The sequence below is a fragment of the Dyadobacter jejuensis genome (assembly GCF_003149085.1).
GTDB classification, from domain to species: domain Bacteria; phylum Bacteroidota; class Bacteroidia; order Cytophagales; family Spirosomataceae; genus Dyadobacter; species Dyadobacter jejuensis.
Genome location: NZ_QGDT01000067.1, coordinates 1 through 1,240, shown reverse-complemented (window position 1 = coordinate 1,240; position 1,240 = coordinate 1). Strand labels below are relative to the sequence as shown.

Genomic DNA, 1,240 nt, shown 5'->3' with positions numbered 1-1,240 from the left:
AGCCGCACCGGTTTGCTCAAATGGAAGGCCAAGGCCCCAAATAATTGTAAAGACAGCAGAGCGAGTTTTGGTTTGTATAGCTTCGTGATTAACCCCGAAACCAATTTACTCTATATCTGCGATAATTTTTTTGTTCAGTGCCTCAAGCTTCCGGGGTATGATTAGTAAGTCAAAATAGAGATTTCTGGGAATTGTATCCATTAACTAAGGTCAGGTAATAAATCAAGGAAAGGAATTCACCGGAGCTGAAGTATAGATCCAGAGAATTGTTTGATGGCCTGTATGATCCTTTTTTTAAACTTGTTGTCAATTAGCCATGTTTCATTCCATAAAAATGAACACCATCATCATTTTTGCAGCTGCACTTTTCAGCTGCAAAAATGATTTTGACTTGCCGTTATATCCGACCTATGAATGGCCCAAGCCCTTATGCGACACCACATTAAAAGTGGTATGGCAGAAAATTATTGCCCCTGATTCAATCTATGGAATGGCTCAATTCTTTGCAATTAATGGTAAAAATATTTATTGGGTTGGATCGGACCATGGAAATGTAGAAAGTAATACCGACGCCAAGTTGGGCTATTTTGAATTTGATGGCAAGGAAATCAAAGAATCATGGACGCTATATAAAGACCGTAGCAATGATACTAAGAACCTAATATTTCGTAATAAAAGAAAATTTATTGTCTATGAAGGAAAGCTTATATTCACAGCTTGGTCTGACCTGTTTTGTTTTAGCGAAAATGGTGAATTATTATGGAAAAACAGCAACTTCGCTGGTGAAAACGAGCATGGTAGTGGCGGCCCTTTTATTAGTGGATATGGAAATAAGGTGTATTTCCCGTCGGATGGTAATAAGATTACTGACGAAAGCTATTTATTTGAGATTGATATCGAAACAGGGAAAGAAAGATTATTGTTTACAGAGCCTATGAAGGATAATTTAACGAGTCATTTAGAATGTCCGGTAATCTATACGCAAAACACCGATACTATTGCAGCCTTTCAAAGTAGGAAATGGAATATAGAAACTCAAGCTAGAAGAGCCGATATGGTGGCATGGAACCTAAGTAAAAATGAACTTTTATGGAGGGTTGATAGCCTAGATAGATATGCTCAAAGTTCGTCCAATCCCATTTTGTTCGAAAACAATAAATTGTATTATGCAGGAGCATTTGATATTTACTGCCTCGATCCTTTTACCGGTAAGCTTATATGGCGGCAAAGTTTTGACGAC

General features: G+C 37.6%; 1 protein-coding gene. It reads left to right on the top strand.

The window, feature by feature from the left end:
* Nucleotides 1–334: 334 nt before the first annotated feature.
* On the top strand, nucleotides 335–1,240 hold a 906-nt coding region (locus CLV98_RS23280), incomplete at its 3' end, for an outer membrane protein assembly factor BamB family protein (protein ID WP_158281332.1).